The following is a 26,234-nucleotide window of genomic DNA, read 5'->3' on the forward strand; positions in this document are numbered from 1 at the left end:
GCGTGCGTATGGTCCAGATCATGAGCCAATACGACAAGAAGAACCCTGTCGACCTCTACCCGATTCCGCCGTTTCCAGAACAAGAGCAGTCGCTCCCGGGGCTCGCGCAGAAGATGACTCCGAAACCGGACCACGGTGAGCAGAGCTACGTGGGGCTCGGGCGCCTCAAGGGCTTTCGTGGTGTCGTGACCGGTGGAGACTCCGGTATCGGCAGGGCCGCGGCCATCGGCTTGAGCCGAGAGGGTGCCGATCTCGTCATCACCTACCTGCCGAGCGAGCAAGCTGACGCGGAAGAAGTGCGCGATCTCCTCGAGGGTGAGGGGCGCAAGGTCGTGCTCATTCCCGGGGACATTAGCGACGAGCAGTTCTGCCGGAGGCTCATCGATCAGGCGGTCGAAGAACTCGGCGGCCTGGACACACTGGTGATGGTCGCAGGCCATCAGGAGAGCCACGGCGACATCGTCACGATGACGACCGAGAGCATCGACCAGACGCTGAAGACGAACGTCTACTCCCTGTTCTGGCTCACGCAGGCCGCGCTGCCGCACCTCGAACCTGGATCCTCGATCGTGACGACGGGTTCCATCCAGGGCGCGGAACCGTCTCCAGACAAGCTGGACTACGCGCTCACGAAGGGTGCCATCGGCGTCTTCACGGCAGGACTCGCGCAGCAGCTCGCCCCGAAGGGCATCCGCGTCAACTCTGTCGCACCTGGCCCCGTGTGGACGCCGCTGCAGCCCGCCTCTCAGGACGGGCAGCGGGTCGCGCACTTCGGCGAGGAATCACCGTACGGCCGGCCTGGGCAGCCAGCGGAACTCGCGGCTGCGTACGTGCACCTCGTGAGTCCCGAGTCGAGCTACACGAGCGGAGCGACGATCACGGTTGCCGGAGGGACACCCGCCTTCTGAGTCGGCCTGAATGCGACGGTGTGGGCGGGACCAGGTCGACACGGTGCTGCGCCTGCCATGCGTGCTCGGCCAGCTCAAGTCCTTCCGGTTTTCAGAGGCCTTCGAGACGCTGCGCGTCGACGGACGAGGAGGTCCACATGGAATCTCACCAGCCTCAGGCGGTCGCGGGAGCGCCAATCCCAGACTGCGTTCCTGGCATCGTCGCCGTCAACGTGGAAATGTACGCACTGACCGGAGTCAGCCCACTTCTTCGCTCTCAAAGGAAGCTGTCATGACCTCTCCTGAAGCACCGTCCACTTCTCGGCCCTCGATCCGCCAGCTCGACCACCCCGGGGACCTCGCCTGGGTGCTGCTCACCCACAAGGTCTTCTCGGACTCCTTCGAGGATGGCCGCACCTACGAACGTCTTGTCGCGCACGCCATCGACGGCTATGCCGCCGTCGAGGAACGCGAGCGTGAAGGGGCATGGATCGCCGAGCTCGACGGAAGACGCGTGGGGTGCGTCTTCTGCATGCCCGGGGAGGACGGCGAGGCCGCCCTCTTGCGGCTGCTGATCGTCACACCCGACGCGCGGCGCCTCGGCATCGGCCGGGCACTCGTCGAGACTGGCATCGACTTCGCCCGGCGACGAAACGCGCCAAGTGTCGAGGTCTGGAGTGCCCGGGAATTCACTGCCGCCGCTGGTTTCCTCCAGAGCGCCGGCTTCTCCCTGCTCTCCCAGGAGCTCGACCCGCGATTCGAACGGGACGTCGTCGGGCAGCGATGGGCTCGCCCCCTCGAGGCCTTCTCCACTCGCTGAGCCGCGGACGTTCCCCGCGACCGAGCGTCGCGGGGTGTCGACGGGCACATATTGGTGTCGGGAGAGAATGAGACACTGCCGTGATGACTGAGCAGACCCCGCATCTCGTGACTCTCGACCTGACCGACGAAGATCGCCACTCCGTCCTCATCAACGCACTCCAGGAGTACGCCGACGCCGCCCTCGACAAGGTCGAGCGCCCGGAGAGCACCACCGCGGAGCGCGACCACTTCCAGATCGTGGCGACCACCGCCCAGGGCTTCGTCGACGAGATTCTGGCCGCAAGCGGTCATGCAGCTCCGGTCCCGGCACCTGATCTGTCCTCGACCTGACGATCGCGCGGAACCGGAGCCCCGAAGGCCGCTGACTGGCCGCGTGGGCAGGCGCGACTGTTCGCAAGGATGGGGTGCCAAGCGGCGCGTTTCGTCACGCTGGATGCATGGAAACGCAACGAACCGCAGACGCACACCCCACCGATCCAGCAACGAACGTTCGAAGCGGCAAGCCCAGGAAGGCGACCGCAGTCATCGCCGCTGCCGGCGTGCTCGCCGCCGGCGCGATCGGCGTCGGGGCATGGTCGAACGCAGCCAACGCCGACGCCAGTCCGGATCCGCACGAGGCGACCATGCAGGCGCTCGTCGACGCGGGATACCCCGGCGTGCTCGCATCCGTCACCGACAGCGAGGGCAGGACCTCGAACCTCGCTCTCGGACAAGGGGACATCGCCACTGGGGAGGCGCCGCCCCTGGACGGGGAGGTGCGCATCGGCAGCAACACGAAGATGTTCGTCTCGACGATCGTCCTCCAGCTCGCCGATGAGGGGCAGGTTGCCCTCGACGAGCCGATCGACACGTACCTGCCCGGTCTCATCACGGGGGACGGGGTCGACGGCACGAAGATCTCCGTGCGCCAGCTCCTCCAGCACACCGCTGGCCTGCCCGAGTACGCGGACAAGATCGCGGCGGACGCGTTCGGCGCGCAGGAGACGTACATCTCTCCCCGGGCCATGCTCGATGTCGCGTTCGAGCGGCCCGCGGCGTTCGTTCCAGGGGAGCGGTGGGGATACAGCAACACCAACTACCTGGTGCTCGGACTCATGATCGAGGCCGTCACGAAACGGGCACTCGCCACCCAGATCGACGAGCGCATCGTCGCGCCGCTCGGCCTCGGGCACACCTACCTGCCCGCGCCAGGCGAACGGCAGCTGCGCGGCGAGCACCCCCGCGGGTACCACGCTGAGACGGCCGGCGACCTCCGGGACATCTCCGAGCTGGACCCCGCGTTCGGCTGGGCCGCCGGCGCGCTCGTGTCCACGCCGTCCGAGCTCAACACCTTCATGCGCGCCCTCCTCGACGGCCGACTCCTGAGCGAGGCGGCGCTCGCGGAGATGCAGACGACCGTCCCCGCCGGGGATGAGCTGACTCCTGGTGCCGCGTACGGCCTCGGCCTGCAGAGCTACCCGCTGTCCTGCGGCGGAGTCGCCTGGGGGCACGGGGGAGACATCCCCGGAACGCAGACCCGCAACGCCGTCGGCCCGGACGGCACCGCCGTGACGATCGCCGTCACCGCGCTTCCCTGGGCGGTCGTCTCGCCCGACGACAACGAGCGGCTTCTCGCGCAGTACCGCATGGTCATCGATGCCCTCGACGAGACGCTGTGCGGGCAGTAGCGGATGACGAGTTCGCGCCGGGTGATGGCCTCGTCAGGGGCCACCACCCGGCGTGGTTGAATCGAGTCATGCGCCCATCGCCGCGGAACTCGGCCGTGATGGTCGCCCTCTGGTCGGCGACGCCCAGTCTCCTCGTGCTGGCGGGTGCCGTCGGATTCCTTGCGATCGGCACCTGGGATCGCGCTCTCTTCGCGTCTGTCCCCGGAACCGGGTCACCGCTGGTGCTGGCGAGCCTCATCGCCGTCCAGGCGCTGCTGCTGTGGCCGAGCCGCTTCCGCCCGCTGCCCGTGTTCGCGGCGATCGTCGGCATCGATCTCGCGATCCTCGCCACGACGGCCGGGGAGCTCGGCATCGGCGCGCTCGCCGTGGGCGTCGCGTCGTACCGGGTCGTGCGGCAGCTGCCCCACAGGGCGGCGCTCATCGCACTCGGCGTCGGGGCGGCCGCGACGACCGCGGTCGGTGGCGTTGCAATGCTGCTCGGGTCACGCGAGGCGCCGCTCGTCCTGACCGCCACGCTTCTCCTGCGCATCCTGCTCCTCTACGTCCTTCCCGCGGGCATCGCGGACTACGTGCTCGGTCGGGAACGCTTGACGGATGCGCTCCGAGAGCAGGCGCGCATGGCCGAGCAGCGTCAGGCGGAACGGGCCCGCGGCGAACTCAGGGCGGAGCGCACTGCCCTCGCGCGCGAACTCCACGACATCGCCGGCCACCACCTGTCGGGCATCATCGTCAGCGCGCAGGCGGCAACCACCCTGACCCGCTCCGACCCCGACCGGGCGAGGGCCATGATGCAGGGCATCCAGGACGACGCACGCACGACGCTCGTCGACCTCCGGCGCACCGTCGGACTGCTGCGCAGCGACGACGACGAACGCACGGGCGGCCCTGAGCGCCCGAGCCCCACCCCGAACCTGGAGGGGATCGCGACGCTCGTCGATGCCGCGCGGGAGCGGGGCCAGGCCGTCGACTTCCGTGTCGCCGGTGCGCCTCGACCGCTCGGCCCGCTGACGGAGGCCACCGCGTACCGCATGGTGCAGGAGTCATTGGCGAACGCGGCACGTCACGCCCGGGGTGCACGCAGCGACGTCAGCGTGCGGTTCGGCGACGACGGCGTGGAGATCGTCGTCGCGAACGCGCCAACCAGGCCCGGAGCGGATGCGGTCGTGCCACCCGCGCCCGCGCAGCCGGGGTACGGGCTCTCCGGCATGGCCGAACGAGCCGAGCTCGTGGGTGCGACCCTGAGCACAGGACCGACGAGCGACGGCGGCTGGCGGAATGCGCTCACGATCCGTGGCACGGGCCAAAGCCCGAACCGTGACAGGGAGATCTCATGATCCGGATCCTCATCGCCGACGACCAGGCGGTCGTGCGCGCCGGGCTGTCGGTGATCCTCGGCGCGGAGCCCGACTTCGACGTCGTCGGCGAAGCCGCCGACGGTGCAGAGGCGGTCCGGCTTGCTCGCGAGCTGAGCCCCGATGTGGTCTGCATGGACATCCGGATGCCAGGAACCGACGGCATCGCTGCGACGCGGATGATCGCTGCAGAACCGTCGCTCGACGCTGCGGTGCTCATCCTCACCACCTTCGACGTCGATGCGGACGTGTTCGCGGCGCTCGAGGCCGGGGCGGCCGGGTTCCTCCTCAAGGGCGCGGATGAGGCGACGCTGCTCGCCGCGGTCCGGTCGGTCGCCGCAGGGCACGGGACGCTCGACCAGCGCCTCACCAGGCGCATCCTCCACGAATTCGCCGAACGGCGACGGCCCGTGTCGCAGCCAGCCCCGACGGCGGGGGTCGAGCTGACGGAGCGGGAGCTCGACGTCCTTGGGCTCCTCGCGCGCGGCCTGTCCAACGCGGAGATCGCCGGTGAGCTGTTCGTCGAACCCACCACGGTGAAGTACCACCTCGCGGGGCTCCTCCAGAAGACCGCGTCGAGGGACCGCCTGCAGGTCGTGCTCTGGGGCATCCGCGCGGGCCTTCTCGATGTCCGCTGAGCCCAGTCGCAGCGGAGCGCGGATGACGCGCCCTGGCGACTGCCAGGTTGCAACACGGTGACGTCGTCCCGCGCCGGGGAGCCGTGCGGTACCGACTGGGTAGACTGGCGGCAGATCGTGAGGAGCGAACGATGACGATGCAAGTGGGGCCTACAGCAGTCCCGGAACGCCTGTGGATGTCGATGATCGCCCGCGCCGTGCCCGCGCTCATCATCGCCGCCGTCATCACCTTCTCCCAAGACCACTCTGCGGCGTTCGGGTTCATCACGTTCGGTGCGTTCGCGCTCGCATCCGGCGTGCTCATCGGCTTCGAAGCCGTCGGCTTCAAGGACCACCCGGCGCGCGCGCTCACGTTCGCGCGAGCCGTCGTCTCGGCGCTCGCCGGAGGCTTCGCGCTCTTCATGGGCACCGCAGAGACCGAGCACGCGACCGCCGCCGCGTTCATCGCGACCGTCGCCACCTGGGCCCTCGTCACGGGAGCGCTCGAACTCATCAGCGCCCGCGTGGGCCGCGCCACCAAGTTCTTCTCGCGCGAGGTGCTCATCACCGGCGCCGTCACCGTGCTCCTCGGACTCCTCGTCGCGATCATCCCGCCAGACCTCCGCGTCGACTACGGCGGAATCGAGCAGGTCGAGGGCACCCTCACCGCATCCGTGCAGACCGTCGGCTACGTCGGCGCCTACCTCGCAGTGCTCGGCGTGCTGCTGGTCATCGAGGGGATCACCCTCCGCGGCATCCTCGCGGATGCACCGGCCGCCGAGCCAGAACTCACCAAGAAAGCCTGATTCCCCAGTGACACAACCCAAGCGCCGCGCGCTCATGAAGCCCTTCGAGCTGCTCGGCATCTCCGCCGTGATGGCGGGCTTCGTGCTCCTCATCCTGCTGCTCACGACACAGGACTTCCTGCTCGGCATCATCTTCGCCGGTGTCGCCTTCATCGTCTCGATCCTCGTGCTGGCGATGCTCGTGCTCTCCTACTCGCCGAATCCCGAGAACGAGATCTACCTCGACCGCTTCGAGAACGCAGAGCAGGGCGTCTCCCGCAGCGACGAAGGCGAGCAGAGCCGCGCGGCCACGCAGGCGGCGGCCGCAGACGAGAAGGCACCCGTCGTCGACGAGGCTGCAGCCGAAGCGGAGCCCTCGGAGCGCATCGGCGAACCGGAGCAGGCCGCGGCGACCGAGGAGCCCGCAGCCACGCTCCCGGCAGATGCAGAAGAGGCCCCGCTCGACGAGACGACGTCGAACGAGGCCCCAACCAGCAAGTAGCTGGAGAACCAGCGGGCGTTCCGCCCGCGCGCTCAGCCCAGGTGGTCGACGAGGCGCGACGAGGCGCCCGTGTAGCTGCCGGGAGTGAGGGCGAGGAGCGAGTCCTTCGCCTCCTGGCCGATGTCGAGGCCCGTCACGAACTCCACGAGATCGGCCTTGCCGATGCGGCGGCCGCGCGTCAGGTCCTTCAGCACAGCGTAGGGGTCGGCGATGGATGAACGACCAGCGACGATCTCGGCTCGGATGACGGTCTGGATCGCTTCGCCGAGCACCTCCCAGTTGCCGTCGAGCTCGTTCGCCAGCAGCTCCTCGTCGACGGCGATCTCGCGCAGTCCACGCGTCACGTTGTCGAGCGCGAGCAGCGAGTGGCCGAACGCGACACCGATGTTGCGCTGCGCGCTCGAGTCGGTGAGGTCGCGCTGCAGGCGCGAGGTGACGAGCGTCGAGGCCAGCGAGTCGAGGAGAGCGCTCGAGATCTCGAGGTTCGCCTCCGCGTTCTCGAAGCGGATCGGGTTGATCTTGTGCGGCATCGTGGACGAGCCCGTCGAGCCGGCCTGCGGGATCTGACGGAAGACACCGCGCGAGATGTAGGTCCACACGTCGGTGCAGAAGTTGTGCAGGATGCGGTTGAAGCGCGAGACGTCCGAGTACAGCTCGGCCTGCCAGTCGTGCGACTCGATCTGCGTGGTCAGCGGGTTCCAGGTGAGGCCGAGGCCGCTCACGAACTCGTCGGCAAGCGTCTCCCAGTCGGTGTCGACACTTGCCGCCTGGTGCGCGGCGAAGTTGCCCGTGGCACCGGCGAACTTCCCGAGATACGAGGTTTCCTCGACGCGCTTCAGCTGGCGGCGCAGTCGGTGCGTGAACACGGCGAGCTCCTTGCCCAGCGTGGTCGGCGTCGCCGGCTGGCCGTGCGTGAGCGACAGCAGGGGCACATCCCGCAGCTCGACGGCGAGCTCCGCGATGCGGTCCGCGAGACCGGAAGCCGAGGGGAGCCAGACGTCGGTGACGGCGTCGCGGATGGTGACCGCGTACGAGAGGTTGTTGATGTCCTCGCTCGTGCAGGCGAAGTGGGTGAGCTCGGCGAGCTCGCTCAGCCCGAGCTCCTCCAGGCGGGCGCGCACGTAGTACTCGACGGCCTTCACGTCGTGACGGGTGCGAGCCTCGACCTCGGCCAGCTCGTCGATGTCCTTCTGGCCGAAGTCGGTGACGAGGGCACGCAGTGCTGCGGCCTTGTCTGCATCGATCTTGTGCGAGCCGAACATCTCACGGTCGGTGAGGAACAGCAGCCACTCGACCTCCACGTGCACGCGGGCACGGTTCAGCGCGGCCTCGGAGAGGTGCTCGCCGAGACCTTCGACGCTCTTGCGGTAGCGCGAGTCGAGGGGGCTCAGCATCTGGGGAGGGAGGGGGCTCATTGTGCTCCTTGGGACGAGGACGATCCGGCGCGCGCCGTCAGCGCTGCCCGGACGACCGGCTCGATCTGACGAAGAAGCTCCTCGCACGCGCTCGTGATCAAGTCGCGCACGTGGTCGAAGAGCTGATCGTTGCCATAGTACGGGTCTGGGACTTCCGTGATCCCGCCCGGGGGCGCCGGGTGGAAGGTGAGGAGGGGCTGCACGAGCGAGCGTTGCTCGTCGTCGGAGGCCCACGCCTTGAGGATGCGCCGCTGGCCTCGGTCGAAGGTGATGATGAGGTCGAACGTGTCGAACCAGTCGACCTCGAACTGCTTCGCGCGATGGTTCTCGGCCGTGAACCCGGCCCGCTCGAGCGCGGACTGCGTGCGGGGGTCCGCCTTCTCGCCCACGTGCCATTCGCCGGTTCCCGCCGAGCTGATGCTCACGGCGCTGCCGAGGCCGATCTGCTCGACCATGTCGCGGAAGATGACCTCCGCCATCGGGGAGCGGCAGATGTTGCCGGTGCAGACGAAGATGATGCGAAAGACCGCGTCCTTGCTGTTTTTCGCCATGACGCCCATTGTCACGCATTCAGCACCGGTTCGCGTGCGTGTTCACCCGCTCTTTCGCTGCCCGTCGGAGCGAAGCCGCACTCTGCAGGCATCCGGCCTGTGGATGCGCGTCCCTCCACACCCGTGGGCGTGCATGCGTCGCCGCTTCTCCTGCCGCCGGAGGATCGGAGTCTCCGACGCACGAGAGGACCACCGCGAATGCCAGAGACCACGTCTTTCGTTCCCATCGCACCGTCGACGATCGGCCAGACACTGCCGTTCGTCGATGCCGCGAGGGAGCAGATCATCCACGCCCTGCAGCTCATCGCCCTCGACAACGCTCGCGCCCTGTACGCCTTCGGCTCGGGCACCACCGATATCTGCACGGGCCTCAGGCTGCTCGCGGTCTCCGACGCGTGGAGCTCGCCAGCGCAGCGCTGCCTTGCCATCGAGGCCGAGCTCCTCGCCGACGCGATCGGACTCGTCGCGACCGCCGCAGGGCTCGCCGAGGCCGAGTACCGCCGAGCGCATGGGGCATTAGGTCTCGAGCTCGAGGCGCTGGGGGCCCGATGAGCGGCGAGCTTGTCGTCGTCGGGCCCAGCGACGTCCGCGCCGTCGCCGTGCGCGCCGGGCTCTTCGCCGACGACTTCGAAGCGCTCCGCACGATCCTCGCCGGTCAGGAGTGGCTGCCGCCGTCCGTATGGCTGAGCGGCTCGGGCCTCACATTCGCTGCAGCGGCGGCGCAGGCCGAGGTCGCCTTCTTCGGAGGGGCGCCGCTGGAAACCCAGCTGTCCTCGCTGGGCGAGCGCATCCAGCTTGCCGCCGAGCTGTACGAGCGGGCCGAGGCGGTCTCCGCGGCCGTCGTCCAAGCAGCGGGCGCAAGCGCCGCCAACTTCCTCGGACGCTCGTTGCCGCTGACGGTCGCGCTCCTCGGCCCGGCGGCTGGAATCGCGGCGCTCGCGGCTCTTGCTGGGGAGGCTCCGACGCTGAGCGACCCGCGGGTGCAGGAGCTCATCCGCGTCACCGTGGAGAACGCCGACGACTTCGCGCTCGGGATGCTCGGCCTCCCGCCGGTCCCCGGCGCCGACGGCAGCACTCTCGTGTCGTGGGCGCTCGCCGGGGCAGGTGTGGCGGGGCTGACCCCGAGCGACCGCTTCAGGGTGGGGAGCGCCAGCGCTCCGCTCGATGGCCGGGATGCCGCTCCCACGGGACTCCAGTCGCTGGTCGCCGCCATCCCTCCCTCGGTCGACGGAGGACCGCAGGTGCGCGTCACGAGCTACGTCGACGCGGCCGGAGCCCAGCTCTACGAGGTCGCGATCACGGGCACCTCGAACCAGTCGTACGGCACGACGGGCAACCCCTTCGACCTGGCCGGCAACCTCGCGGCGTATGCGGGGATCGACTCGCAGTCGGTGTCCGCCGTCCTCGCTGCGATGGCAGAGGCGGGTATCGAGCCGGGCGATGCCGTCGTGTTCGCCGGCTACTCGCAGGGTGCGCTCGTCGCTGCGTCGATCGCCGGGCTGGGGAGGTTCGACACGAAGGGCCTCGTCTCGATCGGGGGTCCCATCGACGCCGAACGGCTGAGGGCGCAGCTGCAGCACCAGCAGGCTGATGGTCGGGGCGATGATGCGTCGCCCGGGAGCCGAGCCCCGATCATCGAGATCCAGCACCGGGAAGACCCGATCGTCGGCCTGCAGGGGCTCGCCCCGGATGGCGAGGATTCAACGGTCGTGCTCGCCGAGGCCGATGCGGTGACGCCGTTCGACGACGACCCGCTCGCCGCCCACGCGCAGACGCGCTACCTCGAGACCGCCGGCATGGCCGACGCGAGCGGGGTGCCTTCCCTGGATGCGGCCCGCACGGACCTCCTCGACGTCTACGACGGCTTCGAGCTCGACGAGTCGAGGCTCTACACGGTTGACCGGCTCGACCCGCTTCCGGAACCCGGTGAGGCCATCGACGAGGTGAATCGTCTCATCGAGGAGAAGTTCGCGCCCATCACGAGCAACCTCAAGCCAGACGACATCAAGATCTGAACGCCTCGATCAGGCTTCCCGACGGCGACGCTCATCGCTCTTGAGCTTCGAGTCGGCACCGCGCACCCAGCCGCCGAGCACCGCGGTGACCACCGACATGATGAGCGCTGCGAGCACCGCCCACCAGAAGCCGGAGACCTCGATGCCGAAACCGATGCTGTCGCTGATGACCCCGACGAGCCAGAACAGGAATCCGTTGACGATGAACGAGATGAGGCCGAGCGTGAGGATGTAGAGGGGGAACGCGACGACACGCACGACCCCGCCCACCACGGCGTTCACGACGCCCCAGATCAGCCCGAACAGTGCGAGCGTGCCGATGACGCCCCAAGTCGACTCCTCGAACGGGATGACCTGGACATGCGCTTGCAGGATGAGGGTCACGACCCAGAGGGCCACGGCGTTGATGAGGATGCTCAAGATGGCTCGCATGCCCCCATTCTCCCCGATCCTGCGGTGAAGCGGCTGGGGCGCTCGCCCGCCTCGTGTCGTCGATGCCGTGCAGGGTCGGCCCGAACTGTTGGAGGATTTCTCCTGAACGGCCATGGGGTGGAGAACTAGACTGGCGAAATCTCGGGCAACCGCATGCGAGATCGGAACAGCAGGAAGGCGCCACACGACGTGACTCCAGGCGACGAGACCGTGCAGATCCTCACTCCAGAGGGAGAGGTGAAGCCGACGAAGGCCGCCGAGCCCTTCCTGGAGCAGCTTGAGCTGCTCACCACGGAGGACTACCTTCGCGCCTATCGCGACATGAGCTACGTGCGGGCGTTCGACCGTGAGTCGACCATGCTGCAGCGCCAGGGACAGCTGTCCCTGTACGTCCCCGCCGAGGGACAGGAGGCCGCCCAGATCGGCTCCGCCTACGCCATGCGCCCGCAAGATGCGGTCTTCCCCTCCTACCGCGAGCACGGCGTCGCCTTCGTGCGCGGCGTCGACCTCGTCGACGTGCTGCGCCTGCTGCGCGGCGTGACCCACAGCGGATGGTCGCCGGAAGGCCACGGCGTGCGCCCCTACACGCTGGTCATCGGCTCGCAGACCCTCCACGCGACCGGCTACGCGCTCGGCCAGAAGTTCGACGGCGCCACCGGCACCGGCGACCTCGACAAGGACGAGGCGACCGTCGTGTACTTCGGCGACGGCGCGACCAGCCAGGGCGACACCAACGAGGCCTACATCTTCGCGACGAGCTACCAGGTGCCGCTCGTCTTCTTCCTGCAGAACAACCAGTGGGCCATCTCCGTGCCCGTCTCCGTGCAGGCCAACAACCCGCTCTACAAGCGCGCGGGCGGCTTCGGCATGCCCTCGACGCACATCGACGGCAACGACGTCATGGCGAGCTTCGCCGTCACCCGCGCGCACCTCGAGCGGGCACGCGCCGGCGGTGGCCCCGGCTTCATCGAGGCCGAGACCTACCGGATGGGCGCCCACACGACGACGGACGACCCCACCAAGTACCGCACGAAGGACGAGGAGGAGTCGTGGCGCCGCCGCGACCCCATCGCCCGCCTCGGCGCGTACCTGCGCGCGCAGGACGTGGGCGAGGACTTCTTCACCGGCGTCGACGAGGCAGCGAAGGACTACGCGGCCGACGTGCGCCGCGGCGTCTTCGAGATCGAAGAGCCCGACAACGACTCCATGTTCGAGAACGTGTACAGCGACGCGCATCCGCAGCTCGAGGAAGAGAAGCAGTGGCTGCGCCGGTACGAGGCGTCCTTCGATGACAACGCGAGCCAGGAGGCAACCCGATGACCGACGTCGCCACGAGCACCACAACGCCCGAGTCGGAGGCGGATGCGCCGGAGACGGTCACCATGCCGCTCGCGAAGGCCATCAACGCCGGCCTGCGCCGCGCCATGGAAGACGACGACAAGGTCGTGCAGCTCGGCGAGGACATCGGCACGCTCGGCGGCGTCTTCCGCGTCACCGAGCACCTGAAGCGCGACTTCGGCGAGAACCGCGTGCTCGACACCCCGCTCGCGGAGTCCGGCATCATCGGCACCGCCATCGGCCTCGCCATGCGCGGCTACCGGCCCGTGTGCGAGATCCAGTTCGACGGCTTCATCTTCCCCGGCTTCGACCAGATCACGACGCAGCTCGCGAAGCTCACGAACCGCAACGAGGGCCGCCTGCAGATGCCGGTTGTCATCCGCGTGCCCTACGGCGGGCACATCGGCGCCGTCGAGCACCACCAGGAGAGCCCAGAGGCATACTTCGCGCACACCGCCGGACTCCGTCTCATCTCCCCGTCGACGCCGAACGACGCGTACTGGATGATCCAGCAGGCCATCAAGAGCAACGACCCCGTCATGTTCTTCGAGCCCAAGAGCAAGTACTGGCAGAAGGGCGAGGTCAGCCTCGCCGCCCCCGCTGCCGGGATGCACGCGAGCCGAGTCGCCCGCGTCGGCACCGACGTGACGCTCGTCGCGCACGGCGCCATGACCGCGGTAGCGCTGCAGGCGGCGGCGGTCGCCGAGGCCGAGGGCATCAGTCTCGAGGTCATCGACCTCCGCTCGCTGAGCCCCATCGACTACGCGCCGATCGTGGAGTCCGTCCGCAAGACGGGTCGCCTCGTTATCGCGCAGGAAGCCCCCTCGAACGCCAGCATCGGCTCCGAGATCGCCGCGACCGTGCAGGAGCGAGTGTTCTTCTCGCTCGAGGCGCCCGTGCTTCGCGTGTCGGGCTTCAACGTTCCCTTCCCGCCAGCGAAGCTCGAGGCGAGCTACCTGCCGGACGCAGACCGCATCCTCGAAGCCGTCGACCGCTCGCTCGAGTACTGAACCAAGCCCGCACAGATAGAGGCAAGCACACCAATGAGCACCGAGAACTTCGAACTCCCCGACGTCGGCGAGGGACTCACCGAGGCCGAGATCGTCTCCTGGCACGTGAAGGCCGGCGACAGCGTCGAGCTGAACCAGACGCTGTGCGAGATCGAGACGGCCAAGTCGATCGTCGAGCTGCCCAGCCCCTTCGAGGGGCGCGTCGTCGAGCTCTTCGCGAGCGAGGGCCAGACCGTCGACGTGGGCAAGCACATCCTCTCCATCGAGACCGCAGGCTCCGCGAGCAGCTCCGAGGCGCCCGCCGCGCCCGAGGCACCGGCTGCCGACCTCGAATTCGATGCGGCACAGGCGGATGCGGCTTCCACCGTCTCCAGCGAGGGCGCCGAGTCCGGCGCCAACTCGGTGCTCGTCGGCTACGGACTCGGTGACGCGCCCACGACGCGCCGACGCAAGAAGTCGGCCGTACCAGCCCAGCCGACGCGCCCCGCGCAGATCCCCGCCCCGGCCCAGCCGTCGCATCGCCCGGCCGCGCAGGCTCCCGCTCCAGCACCTGGGGTGGCGCGGACGCAGGCCCGCCCTGGGTCGGTGCCCGCCGCATCCGCGTCGCCGATCATCGCGAAGCCCCCGATCCGCAAGCTCGCGAAGGACCTCGCCGTCGACCTGTCGCAGGTCGAGCCGACCGGGCTCGCCGGTGAGACGACCCGCGACGACGTCATCCGCCACGCGCAGCAGGCGAGTGTCTTCAAGAACCTCGAGACCCCCATCTGGGGCGAGGTACGCGAGGAGAAGCACCCCGTCAAGGGCGTGCGCAAGGCAACGGCGAACGCCATGGTCTCGTCGATGTTCACGGCACCGCACGTGACGCTCTTCACCGACGTCGACGCGACGCGCACGATGGAGTTCGTGAAGCGCCTCAAGGCGTCGCCCGACTTCGCCGGCGTGAAGGTGTCGCCGCTGCTCATCGTGGCGCGAGCCGTGATGTGGGCGATCCGCCGCAACCCGATGGTCAACGCCGCGTGGACCGACGAGGAGTACACGGTCAAGCACTACGTGAACCTCGGCCTCGCCGCCGCGACCCCGCGTGGGCTCATCGTGCCGAACATCAAGGATGCGCACGCCATGACCCTGCACCAGCTGGCGCAGGCCATCGAGCAGCTCACGTATCGCGCCCGCGACGGGAAGACGCCGCCGACAGAGATGCGCGACGGCACCTTCACGATCACCAACATCGGGGTGTTCGGGATGGACACGGGCACGCCCGTCATCAACCCCGGCGAGGTGGGCATCCTCGCGCTCGGCACCATCAAGCTGAAGCCGTGGGTGTTCGAGGATGAAGTTCGCCCCCGCATGGTGACGACGCTCGGCGCTTCCTTCGACCACCGCCTGGTCGACGGGGACGTCGCGAGCCGCTTCCTCGCCGACGTCGCGACGATCGTCGAGGAGCCTGCGCTGCTGCTCGACTGAGCCCCGCTGGCCGCGGTCGGACGCGTCCGCGCGCCCGCCCGCGCTCGCCCGCCCGCGCCCGCGCCCGCCCGGCCGTCCCCGCTGCAACGGCGGCCAGAGTTGTGGCTAAACGCGGTTCCGCGTTCGCCGAGGCGCACTTCGCCACAACTCTGGTCACTGGTTGCGCCGGCTCCGGGGAAGCGTGCCCACCGCGTTGCGCAGAGTTGTGGAGGGGTGTCGTTGGCGCGGGTCTTAGCAGCGTCTATCCACAACTCTGTGCTCAGTCACCGAGCCACCCAGCCGCCGGGGCGCCCGGGCGCGGGCTCGGTTCCCGGACCGTGAGGTGAGGGCGGACGGGGATGCACGCTCGCCGCATTGCGCAGAGTTGTGGCGGGGTGTCGTTGGCGCGGGTCGTAGCAGCGTCTATCCACAACTCTGTGCCCAGCCACCGAGCTACCGACCGCGATTCCCAGCCCGCGCAATTGACATTGATTCTCAGTACGAATTACACTCCACGTGTGAACCTTCGCTCTCCTGCCCTCATCGCCCTTGCCGGCCTGTCCACCCTCGCGCTCGCGGCCTGCTCCGGTCCGACCGCGGCAACCGACAGTGCCGCGGCACCCACCGCGGAGGGCGAGTCGTTCACCGTCGTCGCGACCACCACGCAGGTCGCCGACTTCACCCGCGAGCTCACCGAGGGCCTGAACGTCGAGGTCACGCAGCTGCTGCAGCCCGGCATGAGCGCGCACAGCTTCGAGCCGACCCCCGCCGACCTCGTCGCGCTCGGCTCGGCCGATCTCGTCGTCTCGAGCGGCGCTGGCCTCGAGGAGTGGCTCGACGCGGCCGTCTCGTCGAGCGGCTACGCGGGTGAGGTCGTGGATGCCTCGGCCAACGTCACGCTGTCGGGCAGCCACGAGCACGAGCACGGTGAGGAAGAGCACGCCGAGGACGAGCACACGCACGCCGAGGGCGAAGAGCACAGCCACGAGGAGGAGGCGCACGCAGAGGGTGAGGCGCACACTGAGGAGGCGCACGCCGAGGGCAACCCCCACACATGGACCTCACCCGCGAACGCGAAGCTCATGGCGGCCGAGATCGCCACGCACCTCGAGGAGCTCCCCGGCATCGACGCCGCCGCGGTGCAGGCGAACGTCGACACCTATGACGCCGAGCTGACGGAGCTCGACATGTGGATCGCTTCGAACGTGGACGCCGTCCCCGAGGCCGAGCGGGTCATCGTCACCAACCACGACGCGCTCCACTACTACCTCGACCAGTACGGCATCACGTTCGTCGGCTCGATCATGCCGAGCTTCGACGACAGCGCCGAGCCGAGTGCCGCCGAGATCGACTCCCTCATCGCCGAGATCAAGGAGCACAACGTGAAGGCCATCTTCACCGAGACGCAGCTCTCCCCGCAGAACGCGGAGACCATCGCGGCGCAGACCGGAGCGAAGGTGTTCTCGGGTGAGGAGGCGCTGGCGACGGATGCGCTCGGCGAGCCGGGAACCCCGACGGGCACGTATGTCGGTGCGACGGTGCACAATACTCAGATGATCATCGATTCCTGGGGCGCCACCGCGACCGACGTGCCTGAGGTGCTCGCGCAGCAGTGACGCATCCAACCCCGCTCGTCTCGTACCGCGACGCCTCCATTGCCTATGGCAGGGAGGCGCCTGCGTTGACCGGTGTGTCGTTCGAGCTGGGTGAGGGCGACGCGGTCGCGCTGCTCGGCCCGAACGGCGCGGGCAAGTCGACGCTGTTGCAGTCGCTGCTCGGTCTCCTGTCGACCAGCGGCACCGCGGAGGTGCTCGGCTCGGCTCCGGGGTCTCGCGCGTCGGAGGTCGGCTACCTGCCGCAGTCGACGCACATCGACCCCGACTTCCCCGTCTCGCTCCGCCAGGTCGTGATGATGGGCCGCTACCGGCGCATCGGGCTGCTCCGGTGGCCGCGAGCCGCTGACCGCGAGATCGTGCGTCGCGCCATTGAGACGGTCGGGCTCACCGAGCTCGCCAACACGACCTTCGGGGAGCTGTCGGGTGGCCAGCGGCAGCGCGGCCTGCTCGCTCGGGCGCTCGCCACCGAGCCGAGGCTCATCCTCCTCGACGAGCCGTTCAACGGCCTCGACCGCGCCAACCGGGATGCGCTCATCGCGACCCTGCGCCGCCTCCGAGAGACGGGGGTCGGCATCGTCGTCTCCACGCACGACCTCGAGCTCGCGCATGAGGTGTGCTCCCACGTGCTGTTGCTCAACGGCAGGCAGATTGCCGGCGGGCCCATCTCGGAGGCGTTGACGGATGCGGCGCTCGCGGCGGCGTTCTCCGGCACGTCCGCCGACACCGAGGCGCACGGCGGCGCCCACGGCACGGTCTGCGCGCCGGGCGGCGACGACAGCGACGATCACGAGCGGGCCCGGGTGTGACCGATCTCTCCGTCCTGCTGCAGCTGCCGTTCGTGCAGAGCGCGGCCGTCGCCATCATCGTGCTCGCGGTCGCGAGTGCCATCGTCGGCACGGCCCTCGCGTTGCGCGGCCTCGAGTTCCTCAGCGACGGCCTGGTGCATTCGGTGTTCCCCGGCGTCGTGATCGGCTTCATTGCGGCGGGCACCGACGGCGTCTACGTCGGCGCCGGCATCGCGGCCCTGATCGCGACGGTTGCACTGACCATCGCCTCGGCGCGTGGCATCGGCTCAGACGCGACCATCGCCGTGGTCCTCGCCGGTGCGTTCTCCCTCGGCATCGTCATCGTCTCGCGCAGCGTCGACTACGCGTCAGGACTCGAGCATCTCCTCTTCGGGCAGCTCCTCACGGTCTCGAGCGCTGACATCGTCGCGATCTGCGTGCTCGGCGGCGCCGCCGTGCTGCTGGTCCTCGGCACCTGGAAGGAGCAGCTGCTCGTCTCCTTCGACCGCAAGCAGGCGCAGGCGTCCGGCATGCGGGTGCTCGCCTACGAGCTGGCGCTGAACATCGCGATCGCGCTCGTGGTCGTCGCAGCCGCACGTGCGGTCGGCAACCTGCTTGTGCTCGCCCTCCTCATCGTGCCGGTCGCCGTCGCTCGCCTCGTCACGCGTCGAGTCTGGGCGATCGCCGTGGTTTCGCTCCTCGTGTCGGTCGGCTGCGGGCTCGTCGGCCTCTGGGCTGGCCTCTGGCTGTCGCTGGATGCTGGCATCCAGGCTTCCCCGAGCGCCGTGCTCGTGCTCGTGCTCGTCGCGCTGTACCTCGTGGTGGTCATCGTGACGAGGCTCACCGCGTTCGCCGCCGCCGCCCGCCGCCGAGGCGCCGCCGCCGCTGCTGGCCGTGCCCCCGCATCCGCTGCCGGGGTGGTCTCGTAGCCATGGATTACTTCGCTCTCGCGCTGCTCACGGGCACGCTGGTCGGCCTCCTCAGCGGTCTCGTCGGCGTGCTGGTGCTGCTGCGCCAGCGTGCCTTCTACACCGTCGCCCTCACGCACGCGACGTTCCCCGGCGGTGTCTTCGCGGCCGTCGTGGGCATCAACATCGTCGTGGGCGCATCCATCTTCAGCCTGCTGCTCGTGGCGCTCATGGCCGCGCTCTCGCGAGTGCCGCGGCAGGGCAAGCAGGTGGCGGCCGGCATCATCCTGAGCTTCGGCTACGCGCTCGGCATGCTCTTCGCGTCGCTCAACCGCGGCCAGTCGGTGCGCGTCGACTCGTACCTGACGGGGTCGATACTCGCCATGAACCCCACCAACGTGTGGCTGCTCGGTGCGGCGCTCGTGATTGTCCTCGGCGTGTACGCGCTCTTCGGCAAGCAACTGCTGTTCTCGAGCTTCGACGCCCGCGGCTTCCGCGCGGCCGGCTTCCGCGAGGGAGTCTGGGATCTCGTGGCGCTGGCGCTCATCACGCTCACGGTGGTCGTCGCGATGCCGGCGATCGGTTCCATCCTGGCGATCGCCATGATCGCGGCTCCCGCGGCGGCGGCCAGGCTCCTCACGAAGCGCATCGGGTGGATGCTCGCCCTGTCCTGCGCGTTCGGCGTCACCGCCGCCGTGGTCGGCTTGCAGGTGTCCCGGTCGCTGTCGTTCGCGGCCGGCGGGTCGATGGCGCTCACGGCGGTCGCGATCTTCGTCATCGCGCTCCTCGCGAAGGGCGTCGTCGACCGGTTCGCGCAGGGCGTCTCGCAACGCGCATCCGCCCCCGGTATGGTCAGCTGATATGAGCGACGAGACGAACGGTGAGGGCGGCGCGACCGCCGGTGCCGCTGCGGCCCCCGTCAAGAGGAACACCCGTCAGCGTGAGGCCGTGCGCCGCGCTCTGGCGGAGTCGTCGGAGTTCGTGAGCGCCCAGGTGCTGCACCAGCGGCTGTCGGCGGCTGGCGAGCGCATCGGGCTGGCCACCGTGTACCGCACGCTTGGCACGCTGAGCGAGAGCGAGGAGGCCGACTCGCTGCAGAACGCCGAGGGGGAGGTCGTCTACCGCGCCTGCGTCATGGGCGAGCACCACCACCACCTCATCTGCCGCAACTGCGGAGCGGCCGTCGAGATCACGGCTGACCCCGTCGAGCAGTGGGCGTCGAGCGTCGCCGCGAAGCACGGCTACACGCAGGCGAGGCACGTCGTCGACATCTTCGGCCTGTGCCCGAAGTGCACGGCTGCAGCTGCGGCTTCCGCCTAAACCGCGCGGGGCGACCCCGCAGTGGAGCCGCCCGCGAAGCCGCTCACCACCGGGCGTGGACCGTCTGGCGGAAGAACCGGTCGTAGATCTCGTGCACGTTCGCGTCGAGATCCGCGGGCAGCTCGAGCGAGGCGGCGGATGCGTTCGACTCCGCCTGCGCTCGGTTGCGTGCGCCGGGGATGACACTCGTCACCCCGTCTTGCGCTGCGACCCAGGCGATGGCCGCCGCGGTGGGGGAGATGCCCTCGGGAAGCGCCGCGGCGAACGCCTGGGCCGCCTCGACGCCGGTGCCGAAGTCGACGCCTGAGAAGGTCTCCCCGACGTCGAAGGCGCTGCCGTCGCGGTTGTAGGTGCGGTGGTCGTCAGCCGAGAAGGTCGTGTCCTTCGTGTACCTGCCGCTCAGGAGACCGGAGGCGAGGGGCACTCGGGCGATGATGCCGACGCCAGCCTCGCGCGCTGCCGGCAGCACGAGGTCGATCGGCTTCAGGCGGAACGCGTTGAAGACGATCTGCACGGACGCGGTTCCCGGCCTGGCGATCGCGGCGAGGGCCTCATCCGCGGTCTCGACGCTGACGCCGTAGGCGGCGATCGCACCCTCGGCGACGAGCGTGTCGAGGGCGTCGTAGACGGCATCGTTCGAGAACACCGGGGTCGGCGGGCAGTGCAGCTGCACCAGATCGAGGGTGTCGACGCCCAGGTTCTTGCGCGAGCGGTCCGTCCAGGCCCGGAAGTTGGCGAGCGTGAACTCGTCGGGATCCTGTGGGCCCCTGCGTCCCATCTTCGTGGCGACGAAGACGTCGGCGTTCGGGTTCTCGCGTCGGAACGTTCCGATCAGCGTCTCGCTCCGACCGTCACCATAGACGTCGGCGGTGTCGAAGAAGGTGACGCCGCTCTCGACGGCGGCGCTGAGGACGTCGAGCGCTGCGTGCTCGTCGACGTCACCCCAGTCGGCGCCGAGCTGCCAGGTGCCGAGGCCGACGATGGACACGGGGCGGCCGGTACGGCCGAGGGTTCGCTGAAGCATCCCCGATGCTAACGCGCCGCACCTGACCTAGGCCCGTGTGGCCCGTGGCCGCGGTTGACCCCCGCGGACGACACCCGCGGCCGACTCGTCGACGTCGCGTCCAGTTGCCGCTCGTAGGGTTGTGGGCATGAAGCCCGAGCAGGAAGCCGCTCCCCAGCAGGTCGCCGTCTGGTACTTCGTTGCCGCCACCTTCATCTTCGCCGGCCCGGCGCTCATCGCGGATCTTCCCGTCTGGGTGCGCATCGCGTCGCTGGTCGTCGGCCTCGTGCTCGTCGTCTTCGGCGGGCGGCAGCTGGGCCGCGAGACGGCGGCCCGCCGACGGTCGATGGATGCGGCGCGGCCCGACACCCAGGACGGCTCGGCGTCCGAGCCGATCGGGCCGACGAGCGACCGGTAGGCGTGCAGCTGGCCGAGATGTGCGGGGCTAGCGGAAGTCGCGGAGGTCCTTCAGGTACGTGTTGACCTCGCGGGACTTCGCCACCTCCGAGGGCGTGAACTCGGCGCTCAGCAGCTCGGTGTCGTCGCGACCGGCGATGGCGAGAGTGTTGCCGTAGGGGCTCGCGATGCAGCTGAGCCCCGTGAATCCCGGACCCGAGTGATTCGCGTAGGCGATGTACAGCCCGTTCTCGAGGGCCCGCACGGGCACCATGTGCGTCGAGATGACCTCGGCGTTGTACGAGTGCCCTGGCTGGTCGCCCGCGACGTCGCCCGTCGACGGAACGGCCGTCGGGATGAGCAGTGCCTCCGCGCCCGCGACCGCGGCACGTCGAGCGATCTCGGGGAACTCGATGTCGTAGCAGATGGCGAGCGCGACCCTGAGGCCCGCGACCTCGACGACCTCGGCGGCGGCATCCCCGAGGTCGAAGACCCGCTGCTCCTCAGCGCCGAAGAGGTTCGACTTGCGGTAGCGGGTGAGCTCGTTGCCGTCGCTCGCGAAGAGCGAAGCCGAGATGAAGCGGCGCTCGGTCGTGGCGTTGGCGGCGAACCCGGCTGAGCGTTCGATGGTGTGCTCGACCGTGGATGCGACGATCGCGATGCCGGAGTCGGCGGCGATGCGTGCGATCTGCTCGCGGATGGCCGAGCCGTCCTCGCCGGCGACTCGCTCTGGCGCGTAGCCGGTGGCGAAGAGCTCTGGCGTGACGAGGATGTCGGTGCCAGCCTCGGCCGCTCGCCCGGCGAAGGAGCGGAGGAGGTCGAGGTTCTCCTCGACGGCGCCGACGGCGCCGACGGCGCCCTGTGCCTGCAGTACGGAAATCAGCGCCATTGCCAGCCTCACATCGTCGTCGTGGTCGCTCGGATCTCGAGCCTGCCGTGTCTCTCGAAAAGTAGTTCTTGACATGGCCGGGGGAGCAGCCTCAGGATAGCCGAAACCGAAAGTAATTCGGTTCTTCTGGATTCGACGACGAAGGCTGGACCCATGGACATGCGCGACCCGGAGATCACGGCAGATCTCGCGAGACGACTCGACTCTATCGCGACCGCCGAAGCCGGCGACATCGCGCACGAACCCCTGAGCGGCCGCGACATCGGCCTCTTCGCACTCACCTGCGTGGCCCTCGTGGCCGCTGGCGCCCTCGTGGTGATCCTGTGAGCGGCGGCGCCGGGCGAAAGGTCGAGGGTGCATCCGCCGAACTCGACCAGGCGGCGACGTTCGGCTCGCTGCCGCTCCTCAAGAAGGAGCGCATCTGGTCCGGCTGGGACTACAGCTGGGTGAACCTGAGCCTCGCGATCGCGACCTGGGCGTTCCTCGTCGGCGGTTCGACCGCGCTGCTCGTCGGCTTCCAGGACGGCATCGCCGCGATGGTCATCGGCAACGCGATCGGCCTCGGCATCATGGTGCCGGCCGCCACGGCGGCGAGCGCGCGCTTCGGCGTCGAGCAGTACACGATCCTCCGCCCCGTCTTCGGGCTCATCGGCGTGGGCGTGCTCGTCTTCACGGTCATCCTCGTCACCGAGATGGGCTGGTCGTCGCTCCTCGCCATCATGGTCGGCCGCGCCGTCACGCAGGTCGCCAACGGTGCCGCAGGCACCGACTTCGGCTCTGGCAGCCTCCTCGTCACGGTTGTCGGCCTCGTCGCGATCCTCATCGCGTGGCTCATCCTGTCGCGTGGCCCCGTCACGATCGGCAAGCTCAACCGCTTCGTCGCCCCGGGCCTCGTGCTCGTCACGGTCTTCATGCTGTTCTTCCTCGTCTCGAATACGTCCTGGGAGGCGCTCTTCGCGGCCGAGCCCCTCGCTCCGTTCGAGGAATCGCAGCTGAACTTCATGCTCGCGGTCGAGTTCAACGTCGCCGTCGGCTTCTCCTGGTACCCCGTGATGGGCTCCATGGCGCGCATGACCCGCTCGCCCAAGGCGGCTCTCTGGCCCGCGTTCACCGGCCTCATCGTCGGCACGCTCGTCGCCCAGGTCGTCGGCATGGCCGCGGCGCTCACCCTCGGCGACTCCGACCCGACGGTGTGGATGCTCCCGCTCGGCGGTCCGATCCTCGGCGCGTTCATGCTGCTGTTCATCTCGTTCGCCAACATCACGAGCATGTCCTCCATCGTCTACTCGACGGTGCTCGCGATCAGGCAGGCGAGCGGCAACCTCCTCGGGCGCGTGCCCTGGCCGCTGCTCTGCGGCTCGTTCTTCGTGCTCCCAGCGATCCTCACGTTCTTCCCGGACTTCATGTACCAGCAGTTCATGGTGTTCGTCACGATCTCCGGCGCCTTCCTGGCCGCCATGTGCGGGGCGATCCTCGCCGACTACTTCGTGCTCCGACGCCAGTGGGTTCGCCTCCCCGACCTCTACCGGCTCCGAGGCGAGAGCGCTTACCACTTCACGGGCGGCGTCAACTGGGCCGGCATCATCTCGGTCGTCGTCGGTGCGGCGTTCTACCTGTGGATCTACAACCCGGTGACCCTCGAGACGCATCCGCTCTTCCTGATCCTCACCGCCTCGGCCCCAGCCACCGTGCTCTCGGGCGGCGTGTACCTGCTGCTCGCCCAGCTCCTCTACCGGCGCCGCGGCGTCGGCGCGTTCTCGGACACGGAAGCCACGACCACTCACCAGACGACCACCCGGAAAGGGGTCTGACCATGCGCGCACAAGCGGCAGTTCACTTCGAGGGAAGCAACCAGCTCGAGATCCGCGAGATCGAGGTCGCTGAGCCGGGGCCGGGCACCGTGCTCGTGAAGCTCGGCGCGTCCGGCGTCTGTGGCTCCGACCGGCACGTGCTCGACGGCGACTGGCAGCTGCCATCACCCACCGTCATGGGCCACGAGGGTGCCGGCGAGGTCATCGCCATCGGCGAAGGCGTCGTCGACGTCGAACCGGGCGACCACGTCATCCTCAGCTGGTTCTACCCCTGCCGCCGGTGCACCGCCTGCCTCAGCGGTCGCGCCTACGTGTGCACGGGCAGCCGCAGCGAGGAGTGCCTCCTCCCCGACGGCACGACGCCCCTGTCGCTCGACGGCGAACCCGTGTACCCGTACCTCACGGCCGGCACGATGAGCGAGTACGCGGTGGTGCCGGAGTCGGCCGCCATCAAGGTTCCCCGTGAGGTGCCGTTCGACGTCGCGAGCCTCATCGGCTGCTCGATCGCCACCGGCATCGGCACGGTCGTCAACGACGCCTCCGTCGACGCGGGCGAGTCAGCGGTCGTCATCGGCGCCGGTGGCGTCGGGCAGAGCATCATCATGGGCCTGCACCTCGTGGGAGCGAACCCCATCATCGCCATCGACCTCAACGAGGACAAGCTCGCCGCGGCCCGCGAGCTCGGGGCGACCCACACGATCGTGCCTGGGCCCGATCTCGCCGCCCAGGTGGCTGAGATCACGGGTGGCGGCGCCGAATACGCGTTCGAGGCCATCGGACGCGTGCAGACCATCGAGTCCCTGCCCAGCCTCATCGCGCCGGGCGGCACCGCCGTCATCGTCGGACTCCCGCCGGTCGACGCCCCGGTCTCGATCGACGCCCTGATGCTCGCCGAGACCGGCAAGCGCCTCATCGGCACGAACTACGGCTCCACGGTGCCCGGCCGCGACTTCCCGAAGCTCGCCGCGCTCTACCTCGCCGGGCGCCTGCCCGTCGACAAGCTCATCAGCGAACGCATCCAGCTGAGCGACGTCAACGACGCGTTCGATGCCATGCGGAGAGGCGAGCGCGCGAGAAGCGTCATAGTCTTCTAGACCGATCCATCTCCACGCTCTGCCGTGGATCGAGAACTGGGAGTGTGACCATGGCTCGTCCGCGGGTACCGATCCTGTCGCCCGAGAAGATCTGTCTGGCTGCGCTCGACCAGATCGACCGAAAGGGTGACTTCTCCATTCCGGTCCTCGCGAAGGAGCTCGGCGTGAGCGCTTCGTCGATGTACCACCACGTGCAGGGGCGGGCGGGCATCGTCAACGGCATCCGCAGTCTCATCAGCACCGAGCTCTCGCTCGCGATCGGGCTCGAGGATGCCACCGACGAGGACCTCGCGGCGCTCGCCGCCCTGAGCTGGCAGGACCAGGTCCGACGATGGTCGAAGGACTACACCTCGGCCCTCGCGAAGCATCCGCTCGCCCTGCCGATCATGGTGCAGGAACCCGTGAGCGACGAGGAGACGCTCAACGTCTACGAGGCCATCGCGATCACGTTCCGCGCGGTGGGGTTCACCGACGAGCAGGCGCTCGTCGCGATCGCCGTGCTCGAAGGGCTCACCTTCGGGCGAGTCGTGGATGCGGCATCCCCGCCCATTCCGTGGCCGGCCGACCCTGTCGCGCACCCCGTCCTCCACGGCGTGACGACGTCGCTCGAGCCGTCGCGTCGCCTCGAGCTGGCCTTCGACTTCGGACTCGAGGCGATCATCACGCGACTCGAGAGCGTCTTGGAGGCGAACGCTCGTGGCTGAGGCGCGCACCGTCGTCATCACGGGTGGCTCGGACGGGATCGGAGCCGCGGCGGCGCGGGCGCTCGCGGCCAAGGGGTGGCGCGTGGTCGTCGTCGGGCGCAACGCGGAGAAGACGGCTGCCGTCGCCGAGGAGATCGGGGCGGAGCGCTTCGTCGCCGACTTCTCCCGCCTCGACGAAGTGCGGGAGCTCGCGGCAGGACTCGTCGAGCAGGTCGGCCCGATCGACGTGCTCGCGAACAACGCCGGCGGCATCTTCGGCGACCGATCGCGCACCGTCGACGGTCACGAGCTGACCCTGCAGGTCAACCACCTCGCACCGTTCCTGCTCACGAACCTCCTGCTCGACCAGGTCAGCGTGGGGGCCGTCGTGAACACGGCGAGCATCGCGGCGCGGCTCATGGGTCGCATCGATCTCGACGACCTCAACAATGACGCCCGCTTCAGCGCGAACAAGGCCTACGGCGACGCGAAGCTCGCGAACATCCTCTTCACCAAGGGGCTGCACCGAGGCCTGGCGGGACGGCCCGTCGCGAGCGTCGCCTTCCACCCCGGGGTCGTCGGCACGAACTTCTCCTCCGACTCGACGAGCCTCATGCGCCTGCTCTACCGCACGCCGCTCGCGAAGCTCTTCACGATCAGCGCGGCCAAGGGCGGCGAGACGCTCGAGTGGTTCATCGCCGGGCAGCCCGGTGTGACCTGGCAGGCGGGGGAGTACTACGACGAACGGCACCACGCGACCAACGTGAATCCGCAGATCTTCGACGAGGACCTCATCGAGGGCCTGTGGAAGCGCAGCGCGGAGCTGGTGGGGCTCGACGCCGGGTGACGAGCAGGGCCGTCGACCTGTGGGCGGTGTGTCTCAGCTCAGCTCA

Annotated in this window: 29 protein-coding genes; 24 read left to right on the forward strand and 5 right to left on the reverse strand. The window is 69.1% G+C overall.

Annotated features, from left to right (window positions below):
* The first annotated feature begins 20 nt into the window (after positions 1-20).
* From C5E05_RS11420 to C5E05_RS20170, 8 genes are all read left to right on the forward strand, one after another.
* The gene (locus C5E05_RS11420; RefSeq protein ID WP_104342024.1) at positions 21-908 is read left to right on the forward strand and encodes an SDR family oxidoreductase; all 888 of its coding nucleotides are present in this window, start codon (positions 21-23) and stop codon (positions 906-908) included.
* A 271-nt stretch (positions 909-1,179) separates the two neighbouring features.
* Positions 1,180-1,707: a GNAT family N-acetyltransferase gene (locus tag C5E05_RS11425; RefSeq protein ID WP_181059539.1), complete on the forward strand. Its 528-nt coding sequence runs from the start codon at positions 1,180-1,182 to the stop codon at positions 1,705-1,707.
* 83 nt (positions 1,708-1,790) lie between these two features.
* On the forward strand, positions 1,791-2,039 hold the full coding sequence (locus tag C5E05_RS11430) for a hypothetical protein (RefSeq protein ID WP_104243911.1): 249 nt from the start codon (positions 1,791-1,793) through the stop codon (positions 2,037-2,039).
* 107 nt (positions 2,040-2,146) lie between these two features.
* Positions 2,147-3,376, forward strand: coding sequence for a serine hydrolase (locus tag C5E05_RS11435; protein ID WP_104341989.1), 1,230 nt, complete (start codon positions 2,147-2,149; stop codon positions 3,374-3,376).
* A 68-nt stretch (positions 3,377-3,444) separates the two neighbouring features.
* Positions 3,445-4,710: a histidine kinase gene (locus tag C5E05_RS11440; protein ID WP_104341990.1), complete on the forward strand. Its 1,266-nt coding sequence runs from the start codon at positions 3,445-3,447 to the stop codon at positions 4,708-4,710.
* Positions 4,707-5,366 (forward strand): response regulator transcription factor, encoded by a 660-nt coding sequence (locus tag C5E05_RS11445; RefSeq protein ID WP_104341991.1) that lies wholly within the window; start codon positions 4,707-4,709, stop codon positions 5,364-5,366. The genes C5E05_RS11440 and C5E05_RS11445 overlap by 4 nt, the downstream gene beginning before the upstream one ends.
* Positions 5,367-5,497: 131 nt before the next feature.
* Positions 5,498-6,151, forward strand: coding sequence for a hypothetical protein (locus tag C5E05_RS11450; protein WP_146080612.1), 654 nt, complete (start codon positions 5,498-5,500; stop codon positions 6,149-6,151).
* Between the two features lie 7 nt (positions 6,152-6,158).
* The gene (locus tag C5E05_RS20170) at positions 6,159-6,632 is read left to right on the forward strand and encodes a hypothetical protein (protein ID WP_181059541.1); all 474 of its coding nucleotides are present in this window, start codon (positions 6,159-6,161) and stop codon (positions 6,630-6,632) included.
* A 32-nt stretch (positions 6,633-6,664) separates the two neighbouring features.
* Here the strand turns inward: C5E05_RS20170 and purB are convergent, their stop codons facing one another.
* A complete protein-coding gene (purB, locus tag C5E05_RS11460; protein WP_104243901.1) occupies positions 6,665-8,047 on the reverse strand; it encodes an adenylosuccinate lyase in 1,383 nt (460 codons plus the stop codon).
* Positions 8,044-8,598 carry a low molecular weight protein-tyrosine-phosphatase gene (locus tag C5E05_RS11465; protein WP_308471438.1) on the reverse strand — a complete coding sequence of 185 codons (555 nt, stop codon included), beginning with the start codon at positions 8,596-8,598 and terminating at the stop codon, positions 8,044-8,046. The genes purB and C5E05_RS11465 overlap by 4 nt, the downstream gene beginning before the upstream one ends.
* A gap of 198 nt (positions 8,599-8,796) precedes the next feature.
* Between C5E05_RS11465 and C5E05_RS11470 the strand changes: the two genes are divergently transcribed.
* Positions 8,797-9,150 (forward strand): hypothetical protein, encoded by a 354-nt coding sequence (locus C5E05_RS11470; protein ID WP_104243897.1) that lies wholly within the window; start codon positions 8,797-8,799, stop codon positions 9,148-9,150.
* Positions 9,147-10,613, forward strand: coding sequence for a hypothetical protein (locus C5E05_RS11475; RefSeq protein WP_104341992.1), 1,467 nt, complete (start codon positions 9,147-9,149; stop codon positions 10,611-10,613). The genes C5E05_RS11470 and C5E05_RS11475 overlap by 4 nt, the downstream gene beginning before the upstream one ends.
* Positions 10,614-10,622: 9 nt before the next feature.
* Here C5E05_RS11475 and C5E05_RS11480 read toward each other — a convergent pair whose 3' ends face one another.
* Positions 10,623-11,045, reverse strand: a complete 423-nt coding sequence (locus C5E05_RS11480; protein ID WP_104243893.1) for a phage holin family protein — start codon at positions 11,043-11,045, stop codon at positions 10,623-10,625.
* A 189-nt stretch (positions 11,046-11,234) separates the two neighbouring features.
* On the opposite strand from C5E05_RS11480, the gene C5E05_RS11485 reads away from it, so the two are divergent.
* The 8 genes from C5E05_RS11485 (at position 11,235) to C5E05_RS11520 (ending at position 19,465) form a co-directional block, all read left to right on the forward strand.
* Positions 11,235-12,365: a thiamine pyrophosphate-dependent dehydrogenase E1 component subunit alpha gene (locus tag C5E05_RS11485; protein ID WP_258064849.1), complete on the forward strand. Its 1,131-nt coding sequence runs from the start codon at positions 11,235-11,237 to the stop codon at positions 12,363-12,365.
* A gap of 62 nt (positions 12,366-12,427) precedes the next feature.
* A complete protein-coding gene (locus C5E05_RS11490) occupies positions 12,428-13,393 on the forward strand; it encodes an alpha-ketoacid dehydrogenase subunit beta (RefSeq protein ID WP_104244172.1) in 966 nt (321 codons plus the stop codon).
* Between the two features lie 33 nt (positions 13,394-13,426).
* Positions 13,427-14,857, forward strand: a complete 1,431-nt coding sequence (locus tag C5E05_RS11495; protein ID WP_104341993.1) for a dihydrolipoamide acetyltransferase family protein — start codon at positions 13,427-13,429, stop codon at positions 14,855-14,857.
* A 497-nt stretch (positions 14,858-15,354) separates the two neighbouring features.
* Positions 15,355-16,452 carry a metal ABC transporter substrate-binding protein gene (locus C5E05_RS11500; protein ID WP_258064851.1) on the forward strand — a complete coding sequence of 366 codons (1,098 nt, stop codon included), beginning with the start codon at positions 15,355-15,357 and terminating at the stop codon, positions 16,450-16,452.
* Positions 16,449-17,258 (forward strand): metal ABC transporter ATP-binding protein, encoded by an 810-nt coding sequence (locus tag C5E05_RS11505; RefSeq protein ID WP_104243885.1) that lies wholly within the window; start codon positions 16,449-16,451, stop codon positions 17,256-17,258. The genes C5E05_RS11500 and C5E05_RS11505 overlap by 4 nt, the downstream gene beginning before the upstream one ends.
* Positions 17,255-18,166: a metal ABC transporter permease gene (locus C5E05_RS11510; RefSeq protein WP_181059543.1), complete on the forward strand. Its 912-nt coding sequence runs from the start codon at positions 17,255-17,257 to the stop codon at positions 18,164-18,166. The genes C5E05_RS11505 and C5E05_RS11510 overlap by 4 nt, the downstream gene beginning before the upstream one ends.
* Before the next feature lie 2 nt (positions 18,167-18,168).
* Positions 18,169-19,005, forward strand: coding sequence for a metal ABC transporter permease (locus C5E05_RS11515; RefSeq protein WP_104341996.1), 837 nt, complete (start codon positions 18,169-18,171; stop codon positions 19,003-19,005).
* Position 19,006: 1 nt separating this feature from the next.
* Entirely contained in the window at positions 19,007-19,465 is a 459-nt protein-coding gene (locus C5E05_RS11520) for a Fur family transcriptional regulator (RefSeq protein WP_104307530.1), read from the forward strand.
* Positions 19,466-19,508: 43 nt separating this feature from the next.
* Here C5E05_RS11520 and C5E05_RS11525 read toward each other — a convergent pair whose 3' ends face one another.
* Entirely contained in the window at positions 19,509-20,489 is a 981-nt protein-coding gene (locus C5E05_RS11525) for an aldo/keto reductase (protein WP_104341997.1), read from the reverse strand.
* Positions 20,490-20,616: 127 nt separating this feature from the next.
* Between C5E05_RS11525 and C5E05_RS11530 the strand changes: the two genes are divergently transcribed.
* The gene (locus C5E05_RS11530; protein ID WP_104341998.1) at positions 20,617-20,886 is read left to right on the forward strand and encodes a hypothetical protein; all 270 of its coding nucleotides are present in this window, start codon (positions 20,617-20,619) and stop codon (positions 20,884-20,886) included.
* A 27-nt stretch (positions 20,887-20,913) separates the two neighbouring features.
* Here the strand turns inward: C5E05_RS11530 and C5E05_RS11535 are convergent, their stop codons facing one another.
* A complete protein-coding gene (locus tag C5E05_RS11535; protein WP_104341999.1) occupies positions 20,914-21,753 on the reverse strand; it encodes a nitrilase-related carbon-nitrogen hydrolase in 840 nt (279 codons plus the stop codon).
* A 153-nt stretch (positions 21,754-21,906) separates the two neighbouring features.
* Between C5E05_RS11535 and C5E05_RS20175 the strand changes: the two genes are divergently transcribed.
* From C5E05_RS20175 to C5E05_RS11555, 5 genes are read left to right on the forward strand one after another with little or no spacing between them, the layout of a single operon-like run.
* Entirely contained in the window at positions 21,907-22,080 is a 174-nt protein-coding gene (locus tag C5E05_RS20175; protein ID WP_181058060.1) for a hypothetical protein, read from the forward strand.
* Positions 22,077-23,564 carry a cytosine permease gene (locus C5E05_RS11540; protein ID WP_181062583.1) on the forward strand — a complete coding sequence of 496 codons (1,488 nt, stop codon included), beginning with the start codon at positions 22,077-22,079 and terminating at the stop codon, positions 23,562-23,564. Before C5E05_RS20175 ends, C5E05_RS11540 begins: the two co-directional genes overlap by 4 nt.
* 2 nt (positions 23,565-23,566) lie before the next feature.
* Complete coding sequence (locus C5E05_RS11545) at positions 23,567-24,658, forward strand: alcohol dehydrogenase catalytic domain-containing protein (RefSeq protein WP_104300214.1); 1,092 nt, start codon at positions 23,567-23,569, stop codon at positions 24,656-24,658.
* 50 nt (positions 24,659-24,708) lie between these two features.
* On the forward strand, positions 24,709-25,362 hold the full coding sequence (locus C5E05_RS11550) for a TetR/AcrR family transcriptional regulator C-terminal domain-containing protein (protein WP_104300212.1): 654 nt from the start codon (positions 24,709-24,711) through the stop codon (positions 25,360-25,362).
* The gene (locus C5E05_RS11555) at positions 25,355-26,188 is read left to right on the forward strand and encodes an SDR family NAD(P)-dependent oxidoreductase (protein WP_104342000.1); all 834 of its coding nucleotides are present in this window, start codon (positions 25,355-25,357) and stop codon (positions 26,186-26,188) included. The genes C5E05_RS11550 and C5E05_RS11555 overlap by 8 nt, the downstream gene beginning before the upstream one ends.
* The last annotated feature ends 46 nt before the right edge of the window (positions 26,189-26,234 follow it).

Origin of the sequence: Pseudoclavibacter sp. AY1H1 (genome assembly GCF_002931055.1) — a bacterium.
GTDB lineage: Bacteria > Actinomycetota > Actinomycetes > Actinomycetales > Microbacteriaceae > Pseudoclavibacter.